Raw genomic sequence first — 9,547 nt, 5'->3', positions numbered from 1 at the left:
CAATCAATTGCCAAGGCCTTAAACATGTCTTTAAAGGACTTATTTGACGACAAGACGCCAAAAACCAAAGAAACCACGAAAACAAAGGAAATCCGTAAAATCTCATTTATCCTGGAAAAACAAAATCATCAAATAATCCGCTCGGCAAGCGTGTGCATAAAAGAGCTTATAAAATGCACAAATAGCAAGTAGGTTCCAAATTCGGGGCTTTTTGTTTGACACCCACAAAAATTTGTGGTAAAATTAAAATTCTGTTCTAAGATTACACGATGTTTATTGTGTAATCTTCTTTTTTGTGAAAACAAAGATCCCCCTTTTCCACCGAAAGGCCCGAAATATCCCCAAATTTTTTTTGAGATTTTCGTGTGTTTTAGGTGGCCGGTTCCCGCTTTTTCCAGGGAAGGTATTTTGTATAACTATAAATCAGGTAGAAAATGAACATCATCGTTTGCATCAAACAGGTTCCGGACACCACCGATGTCCGGATCGACCCGGCCACCAACACCCTGATCCGGGAAGGCGTGCCGTCCATCATCAACCCCTTCGACATGTACGCCATTGAAGAGGCCTTAAGGATCAGAGAAAAATTAGGGGGCAAGGTCACCGTCATCTCCATGGGGCCGCCCCAGGTGATCGAGGCCCTCAAGGAAGCCGTCTCCATGGGGGTGGACGAGGCGGTGCTGCTTTCGGACCCGGCCTTTGCCGGGGCCGATACCTGGGCCACCAGCTACTCCCTGTCCATGGGCATCCGCAAGATCGGGGATTACGGGGTGATCCTCTGCGGCAAGCAGGCCATCGACGGCGATACCGCCCAGGTCGGTCCGGGCGTAGCCGAGTTCCTGGACATCCCCCAGGTGACCTACGTCAAGAAGGTCGAGGAGATCGGCGACCAGCAGGCCAAGGTCTGGCGGATGACCGAGGACGGCTACGATGTGGTGGAGACCAGCCTGCCGGCGGTGTTGACCGTGGTCAAGGAGATCAACGAACCCCGGCTGCCGTCATTAAAGGGCAAGATTCGGGCCAAGTCGTATCAGACCACAATCTGGAAGGCGGCCGACATCGGGGCCGACGAAAAGAACATCGGGCTCAACGGCTCGCCCACCAACGTGGTCAAGATTTTTACCCCGCCGGCCCGGACCGGGGGCATCATGCTGCAGGGCGACGTCAGCCAGGCGGTAGCCACCGTGGTCAACGGGCTTAAAGAACAGCAGATCATCTGACAAGAATATTGAAGGCAGAAGTCAGAATACCTAATTCAATATTCAAACTTCCATATTCAGCATTCAACCAGGAATAGCATGAGCGATATAGAGATCATCCAAGACAAATGCGTGGGCTGCGGAGCCTGTCTGCCTTCCTGCCCCTACGGGGCCATCAGTTTAAAGGACAACCTGGCGGTGATCGACGACAAGTGCACCCTGTGCGGGGCCTGCGTCTCCTCCTGCGGGTTCGACGCCATCCTGCTGCGCCAGGACAAGGTGGAGAAGGACGACATCAGCGGATACCGGGGCGTCTGGATCTTTGCCGAGCAGAAGGCCGGGGCGGTCCAGAGCGTCGCCTACGAACTGCTGGGCGAGGGGCGCAAGCTGGCCGACACATTAGGGGCCGAGCTCTCGGCCGTCATCCTGGGCAAGGACATCGACCAGGCCTGTCGGGAGCTGGTGGCCAGGGGGGCCGACCAGGTCTACGCTGTGTCACATTCCTTGTTGGAAAACTTCTGCGATGAGCCCTATGCCGCAATCCTGGCTGACCTGATAAACCAGCATAAGCCGGAGATCGTGCTCTGCGGGGCCTCCACCATCGGCCGGGCCCTGATCCCCCGGGTGGCCATCAAGGTCCACACCGGGCTGACCGCCGACTGCACCGCTTTGACCATCGACGAGGAAAAGAGGATCATGCTCCAGACCCGGCCGGCCTTTGGCGGCAACATCATGGCCACCATCATCTGCCCCAATCACCGGCCCCAGATGGCCACCGTCCGCCATAAGGTGATGAAGGAGGCCGTCTCCGGCAGCACCCGGAAGGGGAAGATAGTCAAAGTTTCATACGACCAGAAGATGCCGGCCTCGCGCACTTCGGTGGTCAAAGTAGTGGAGGAGATCACCAGCATGGTCAAGCTGACCGAGGCCGACATCATCGTCTCCGGGGGCCGGGGGATGAAGGCCCCGGAGAATTTTAAGCTGATCGAGGCCCTGGCCAAATCTTTGGGCGGGGCGGTGGGCGCCTCCCGGGCGGCGGTGGACGCCGGGTGGATACCATATTCCCATCAGGTGGGCCAGACCGGGAAGACCGTAGCTCCCAAGCTCTATATCGCCTGCGGCATCAGCGGGGCCATCCAGCATCTGGTGGGCATGCAGTCGGCCGACTGCATCATCGCGGTCAACAAAGATCCCGATGCGCCCATCTTCAAGGTGTCCAACTTCGGGATAGTGGGCGACGTGTTCGAGGTGCTTCCGGCCCTGACCAAGAAGCTGCAGGAAACCTAAAGAAGATAAAATGATTCCAAGCACAGAAATCCTCCCGGTCCAGTTTCTCCGTATTATTAATGGGTTTCGTGGTATAAGTCCTTGCGAATCAATGGGTGATTTTTGAGCCTGAATTCAAATCGATTACATGATGAAACCTCTAAGACCATTGCCCCATCTGCATTCTACAATTTTCTTGTAAAAACAACCGGACGCTACTGATAAAAAACATGAAATCCGATTGTCCTAAAATCCTTATTCGCGTGCCCAATTGGATAGGGGACGCAGTGGTCTCCGCCGCTTTCGTTGAAGTCTGCGCCGAGGCGCACCCCGGCTCAAGTCTCACAGTAATGGCTCATCCCAGAGTGGCGACGCTGTTCGAGCATGATCCCAATGTCCAAAGCATAATTAAATTATCACCTGAAAGATCTCTCTGGCAGACCGCTAAAAAACTGACAAAAGAAAAGTTCGACATCGCTTATATCCTGCCGATCTCGTTTTCCTCGGCCCTGATAGTCTTTTTATCCGGCATCCCCAAACGCGTGGGCTATAGCGCCGAGGCCCGGGGCTTTCTGCTGACCGAAAGACTTAAATACAATCAAAACGATTTCCGCAGCCGGCACATCATACTGGATTTTATGAAACTGCTGGGCAGGGAGGATGTCGGCGCAGGGCCGAAGATCTATATCCAGGTTGAAGAACTAAAGCAGGCCGAGCAATTCCTGGCGTCCAACAATTTCCCGGCTGGGAAAATCATAGGCTTCGGTCCGGGCGCCACCTTCGGCCCGGCCAAGCGCTGGCCCCAGGTTAACTGGGTAGAGCTGGGGAGGAAGATAACGGATAACGGATTTCGGATTTTAGTATTTGGTTCGTCAGATGAATCGGCGCTTTGCCAGGAGATCGCCAATGGTATCGGCGCAAAAGCGCTGAACCTGGCCGGAACCGCTACCTTGCGGCAGAGCGCGGCCCTGCTTTCGCTGTGTCCCAATTTCATTACCAACGACACCGGGGTGATGCACCTGGCAGCGGCCGTGGGAACAAAGGTTACGGCCATCTTCGGCTCCACCAATCCTGTTTGGACCAGGCCCTGGGGAGAAAAGCATCGGGTCATTTACATGAATGAATCATGTAGTCCCTGTTACCAGAGGGAGTGTCGTTACAGGCATTATGATTGTTTGAAAAAGATCAGAGTTTCAGATGTGCACGAGATTTTGTAAATATAGGGAACTGAAACTGTGGGACAGCGTCTGTCCTTAGCCCAGCCCTTTCATAGCCCCGTCCTTAAGGGCGGGGCTATGAACAATAATCAACGGTCCCGCCTATTTTTTTGAATTAATCCTGATTACCCTTGACAAGAAAAATATTTTAGTGTAAAATAAAACCTCTTTACTTTTACTTAAAATTTTTACAAAATATATAGGAGTTTATATGGGCTGGGAATTTTCGGTTTGGGCCACGGTGCTGATCCCGCTTTTGGGAAGCTTCACCCTTCCCCTTTTCGGCCTGGTCTCCAAGCCCTTGCGCAACGCGGTGGCGGTGCTGCTGGGCCTGGCCGCCACCTTTTTTGCGCTGACCCTGCTGCCGGCTGCCTTCTCGGGCGAGGTCCACGTCTTTAACCTGGCGCTGGGGCTGGGGGTCAACGCCACCCTGGTGGTGGACGGGCTGTCGGTCTTCATGGCCATCGCCTCCTCGCTGATCAGCACCCTGATCATAATCTACTCGCTGGGATACATCAAGAACTACCATTATCAACAGGAATACTTCTTGATGGCGGTTCTTTTTTTAGGCGGCATGATGGGGCTGGTCTTTTCAGCCAACCTGATATTGATGTACATCTTCTGGGAGATCACCGGCATCTGCTCCTGGCGCCTGATCGGCTTCTTCAGGGACCGGGAGATAGTGCTCAAGGCCGACAAGGCGTTTTTGATGACCTTCGGCGGCGCGGTGTTTATGCTGCTGGGCTTCGCTTTGGTCTATGTCCAGAGCGGGACATTTAACATGCTGGAGATGCGCGGCCTGCCGATCTCCGGGCTGGCCATCGCCCTGATTGCCATCGGGATCTTCGCCAAATCGGCCACTTTGCCGTTCCACACCTGGCTGCCCGACGCCGGCGTGGCCCCCACCCCGGTTACCGCCCTGCTGCACGCGGCGGTGCTGGTCAAGATCGGGGTCTATGCCTTTGCCCGGATGTTCAACTTCACTTTCGCCATCCCGGCCGATTGGCAGACCATCCTGATGACAGTGGGCCTGATCTCGGCCATGGTCTCGGCCGCGGCCGCCCTCTGGGACACCAACATCAAGAGGATCCTGGCCTATTCCACCATCAGCCAGATCGGCTACATCTTCATGGGCCTGGCGGCCTTTAACACCATCGGAATGGCCGGGGCCCTGCTGTTCATATTGATGCACGGGCTGGCCAAGGGCGGACTGTTCCTGGCCGCCGGGGTGATCGAACACGGCGCCGGCACCAAGGACATCACCAAGATGGGCGGGCTGTTCAAGGCCATGCCTATAACCGCGGTGGCCTTCATCATGTGCATCTTCTCCATCGTGGGGATCCCGCCCTTCGGAGGCTTCTTCTCCAAATTTCTGGTTATCCAGGGGATCATCAAGTCCGGCAACATCGCCATAGGTTCGCTGGCCATCTTCACCGCGCTGCTGACCCTGGTCTACCTGCTGAGGCTTTTCAACCTGGTCTTCTTGGGCGAGGCCCGGGACCACTCGATCCACGCCCATCACGAGGGGACGCCCACCATGGTCTGGGTGGTGGCTTCGCTGGCTTTCTTGTCGCTGGCGGCCGGGATCCTGGTGAAATACCCGATGGACCTGATCAACATCGCGGTGCGCGACGTCATGGGCAATCCGGCCATCCACGACATCATCGGCCTGGTGCGCTAAACGGGGACCTTACCACGGGGCTTACCACGGAAACACGGAAAAATAAAAACACGGAAAAGAAACTTAAATTAAATGGCTCTAATGGTGAGTGGTAATATATTCAGTGTTTCCGTTATTCAGTGATTCCGTGGTAAAAGTGACAACAGTGGTAAAGTAGTTTAAGAAATATCAAATAAAAATTTTAAATACCGAGTTTAAAGATGAATCCCAACATTCTTTTAATACCGATCCTGGCGCCGGTCCTGGCCGGCCTGGCGGTGCTGATACTGCCCAAGGGCCTCAAATGGGTCAAGGAAGCGCTGGCCGTGGCGGTGTCCGCCATCGCCCTATATTACGCGGCCCTGATCTTTAAAAGCGGGGGAGTGGGCCTCAGGCTTTTCCTGCCCTGGACCTCGTTCGGGATAAACTTCGACCTTTATGCCTATCATCTGCCGCGCTTCATCCTGCTGGCCGCCGCCGGGTTCGGGTTCCTGCTGACCCTGTACTCGGCCGCCTGCATGCGCGACAAATGGCGGGCCCGGGAATTCTTTGCCTACTTTTTGATCACCGCCGGGCTGGCCAACGGGGCCATTCTGGCCAACAATTTCATGGTGCTGCTGTTCTTCTGGGAAGGCCTGCTGGTAACGCTCTACGGCATGATCACATTAGGGCACAAGCAGTCGCACATTACCGCTGCCAAGGCCCTGATCATCTCCGGGCTGGCCGACTTCTGCCTAATACTGGGGAGCGTCTTTTTGTGGTCTTTAACCGGGACCCTGACCATGTCCGACGTCCATTATTTGCAGCCGACCGGACTAGCCGGTGCGGCCTTCATACTGATGGCCCTGGGCGCCATGGCCAAGGCCGGGGTCATGCCATTCCACACCTGGATACCGGACGCCGCCATTGACGCACCGTTGCCTTTTATGGCCTACCTGCCGGCGGCCCTGGAAAAACTGCTGGGCATCTATCTTTTGGCCAGGATCTCGCTGGAATTTTTCACCATCCCCATGAACAGCGCCATGTCCCTGTTCCTGATGACCATCGGCGCCATCACCATAGTGCTGGCGGTGATGATGGCCCTGGTGCAGAAGGACTATAAAAAACTTTTATCGTTCCACGCCATCAGCCAGGTGGGCTATATGATCCTGGGGATCGGCACCGGGGTGCCCATCGGCATCGCCGGCGGCATTTTTCACATGCTCAACAACGCCATGTACAAGTGCGCCCTGTTCCTGACCGGCGGGGCGGTGGAGAAGGAGGCCGGCGCCACCGAGCTGAAAAAACTGGGCGGGCTGTTCAAGCTGATGCCCGTTACCGCGGTCTGCTTTTGGATCTCCGCTTTAGCCATCTCCGGGGTGCCGCCTTTCAACGGATTCGTCTCCAAGGAAATGGTGTTCCACGGGGCCTACGAGACCGGCTATATCATATTCCCGATAGCCGCCTGGATCGGGGCCATCTTCACCTTTGCTTCGTTCCTAAAACTGGGGCATTCCACTTATTTCGGCCGGAAAAGCCCCGAAGCCCCCGTACAAAACGTCAAGGAAACCAACTGGGCCATGATTGCGCCGATGGTCGCCATCGCCCTGGGCTGCGTGGCGTTCGGGGTCTTCAATAAACTGCCCTTGAAATACTTGATCTCTCCCATCTTAGAGGGCAGGCCCATCGTGGAGGAGGGGGCCAACCTGGAATTCTGGCACCATTCCTTTGCCATCAACTGGATCGTGGGCGTGTCCATGGCCTGCTTGGTGATCGCTTATCTGATCCACCAGTACGGGGTGAAAAAAGGGCAGGGCAAGGCCTATCTGGCCTCCGAGCCCATCCACAACCTGCCGGTGCTGCATACCCTCTACGACCTGGCCGAGGCCAGGGTGTTTGATCTCTATCACTGGTTCGTCAACGGATTAGTCAAGAGCGGAGCCTGGGCGGTGTGGAAGGCCATAGACCAAGGCATTGATGCCATCTACGAACAGGCGATCACTTTCGTCGGCCGCTTCTCCATCAAAGTACTCAAGGAATACCACAACGGGCTTTACGCCAACTATCTGAGCTGGGTGGTGGGCGGGTTTGCGCTGTTGGCGATCTACCTGGCGGTCCTGGTCAAGTAATTTTCCACGGTCTCATTCCGAAATAATACTTTGGAGCAATCATAAAAATGCTGCTTTTATTCATCGTCGTTCCCCTGGCGGTGGCCGCCCTGATGCCGCTGCTGGCCCGGGTCTGGAAGGGACTGCCCGACGTCCTGGGCTCGGTGACCATGGCCTTCACCCTGGGATTGGGGCTGTATCACATCCGGATGGTGGCCGCCTGGCACCGTTATTTCTGGGATACCGGCTCGCTGGGCCTGCCTATCAAGATCAGCCTGGCCATGGACGGCTTCTCGCTGCTGCTGCTTTTGACCATCAGCCTGGTCTCGCTGTTCGCCTGCATCTACTCGGTCAACTACATGGAGCATTACGGGGCCAAGGGTTCGTACTACGCCCTGTTCATGCTGATGGTGGCCGGGATGAACGGCCTGGTGCTGACCACCGACCTGTTCAACATGTATGTCTTTCTGGAAGTGGCGGCGGTGGCCAGTTATTCATTGGTGGCCTTCGGACAGAAGCACGACGAGGTGGAGGCGGCCTTTAAGTACCTGATGCTTTCGGTGGTGGCCACCACCGGCATACTTTTGGCCATGTCCTTTGTCTACCTGGTGACTGGCGCTTTCGGCATCGCCGACCTGTCCTATGCGGTCAAAACCGGCATGGATGTCCGGCTGATCGGCCTGTGCCTGGCCCTGTTCCTGATGGGTTTCGGCCTGAAGGCGGCCATGGTGCCGTTCCACGCCTGGCTGCCGGACGCCCATCCCTCGGCCCCGGCCCCGATCTCGGCCATGCTGTCCGGCGTGCTGATCAAGGTCTCCGGCATCTACGCCCTGGTCAGAATCGCTTACAATATCTTCGGCCTGCCGGCCCAGGTCTCGGCGGCCTTGATAGTGCTGGGCGTCCTCTCCATGGTCATAGGCGCGGTGGTGGCCCTGGGACAGAACGATTACAAAAGGATGCTGGCCTATTCCTCCATCTCCCAGATCGGCTACATAGTGGTGGGTCTGGCCATCGGCACGCCCCTGGGGATCATGGGAGCTTTATTTCACCTGTTCAACCACGCCACCTTCAAGGGTCTGCTGTTTTTGAACGCCGGGTCCGCCGAATACGCCACCGGCACCCGGGACCTAAGCAAAATGGGCGGGATCAACAACAAGCTTCCCATCACCGGATTCACCAACACCATCGGCACCTTCTCCATCGCCGGGGTGCCGCCCTTCAACGGGTTCTGGAGCAAGCTTTTAATCATCGTGGCTCTGGTGGAGGCAAAATACTTCGGAGTGGCGGTAATAGCGGTGGCCACCAGCATCATCACCTTATGGTATTTCCTGCAGATGCAGCGCCAGGCCTTTTTTGGCAAGCTGGCGGCCGGCCTGGAAAAGGTCAAAGAGGTGCCATTCTACATGGCCCTGGCCACCCTTTGCCTGGCGGCCCTGTGTCTGCTGGTCGGTCTGTGCTATCCCTGGGTGACGACCAATATCATCCAACCGGGGGTGAATTCGTTGTCCAACGCCATCGGGGTGAACAGTTTCATCAACCTGGGGCAGTAACCTGAAAATGCAAAATGCAGATTTTAAAATGCAAATTGCAGAATGCAAAAACTAACAATAAACAAAGGAAAGACAAAAATGAAAACAACGGTATCTATTGTTATTGTCTTGCTTACGCTAAGTGCAATAGCTTATGGTGAGCAAGGTTTTGTGTTCAGTGTTAGCCCAGGCATGAGCATACAAAGTTCATCCTTTGGCTATCAACTGGGTCGTTTTATTCCATCCATAGGCATGGATGTAGCTTTTATGACAGTCAATGGGAAATATACGACATCTGACTGGGGTTATGATTGGCGGACCAGCAGTTATTATAAATGGTCAACAGACCATAGTAAGATTTCGGGAAGTGCGGTGCTTTTTATGCCGCATGTAGGTTTAAGATATATGTTGAGAGACCATGCTGCTCGCCCATATTTACAAATTTCAGTGGCTTTGTTGCGTGAATAAGGGGTAATTTGGTATAATCTGGCTATGATTAACGAACTGAAAGGGGCCAGAAGGTGAAAACATCGCTCAACAATCAAAAAGGCATCACACATAAAACCAAGAAAAAGGCCCGGTATAAAAT

7 protein-coding genes are annotated in these 9,547 nt (G+C 55.1%); all 7 read left to right on the top strand.

Going from position 1 to position 9,547, the window contains the following annotated elements:
• The first annotated feature begins 434 nt into the window (after positions 1 to 434).
• The 7 genes from HY768_09485 (at position 435) to HY768_09455 (ending at position 9,426) form a co-directional block, all read left to right on the top strand.
• Positions 435 to 1,220: an electron transfer flavoprotein subunit beta/FixA family protein gene (locus HY768_09485; protein ID MBI4727430.1), complete on the top strand. Its 786-nt coding sequence runs from the start codon at positions 435 to 437 to the stop codon at positions 1,218 to 1,220.
• Positions 1,221 to 1,298: 78 nt separating this feature from the next.
• Entirely contained in the window at positions 1,299 to 2,486 is a 1,188-nt protein-coding gene (locus HY768_09480; protein MBI4727429.1) for an electron transfer flavoprotein subunit alpha, read from the top strand.
• 242 nt (positions 2,487 to 2,728) lie between these two features.
• The gene (gene waaF / locus HY768_09475; GenBank protein ID MBI4727428.1) at positions 2,729 to 3,682 is read left to right on the top strand and encodes a lipopolysaccharide heptosyltransferase II; all 954 of its coding nucleotides are present in this window, start codon (positions 2,729 to 2,731) and stop codon (positions 3,680 to 3,682) included.
• A gap of 211 nt (positions 3,683 to 3,893) precedes the next feature.
• Positions 3,894 to 5,363 (top strand): NADH-quinone oxidoreductase subunit L, encoded by a 1,470-nt coding sequence (locus tag HY768_09470; protein ID MBI4727427.1) that lies wholly within the window; start codon positions 3,894 to 3,896, stop codon positions 5,361 to 5,363.
• Between the two features lie 200 nt (positions 5,364 to 5,563).
• A complete protein-coding gene (locus HY768_09465) occupies positions 5,564 to 7,450 on the top strand; it encodes an NADH-quinone oxidoreductase subunit L (GenBank protein MBI4727426.1) in 1,887 nt (628 codons plus the stop codon).
• Between the two features lie 47 nt (positions 7,451 to 7,497).
• Positions 7,498 to 8,979 (top strand): NADH-quinone oxidoreductase subunit M, encoded by a 1,482-nt coding sequence (locus HY768_09460; GenBank protein ID MBI4727425.1) that lies wholly within the window; start codon positions 7,498 to 7,500, stop codon positions 8,977 to 8,979.
• A 78-nt stretch (positions 8,980 to 9,057) separates the two neighbouring features.
• The gene (locus HY768_09455; GenBank protein MBI4727424.1) at positions 9,058 to 9,426 is read left to right on the top strand and encodes a hypothetical protein; all 369 of its coding nucleotides are present in this window, start codon (positions 9,058 to 9,060) and stop codon (positions 9,424 to 9,426) included.
• Positions 9,427 to 9,547: the final 121 nt, after the last annotated feature.

The organism is candidate division TA06 bacterium (assembly GCA_016208585.1).
Classification (GTDB): domain Bacteria; phylum Edwardsbacteria; class AC1; order AC1; family EtOH8; genus UBA5202.
Note: the sequence above shows the minus strand (reverse complement) of the source record. Positions and strands in the feature narration are given on the sequence as shown.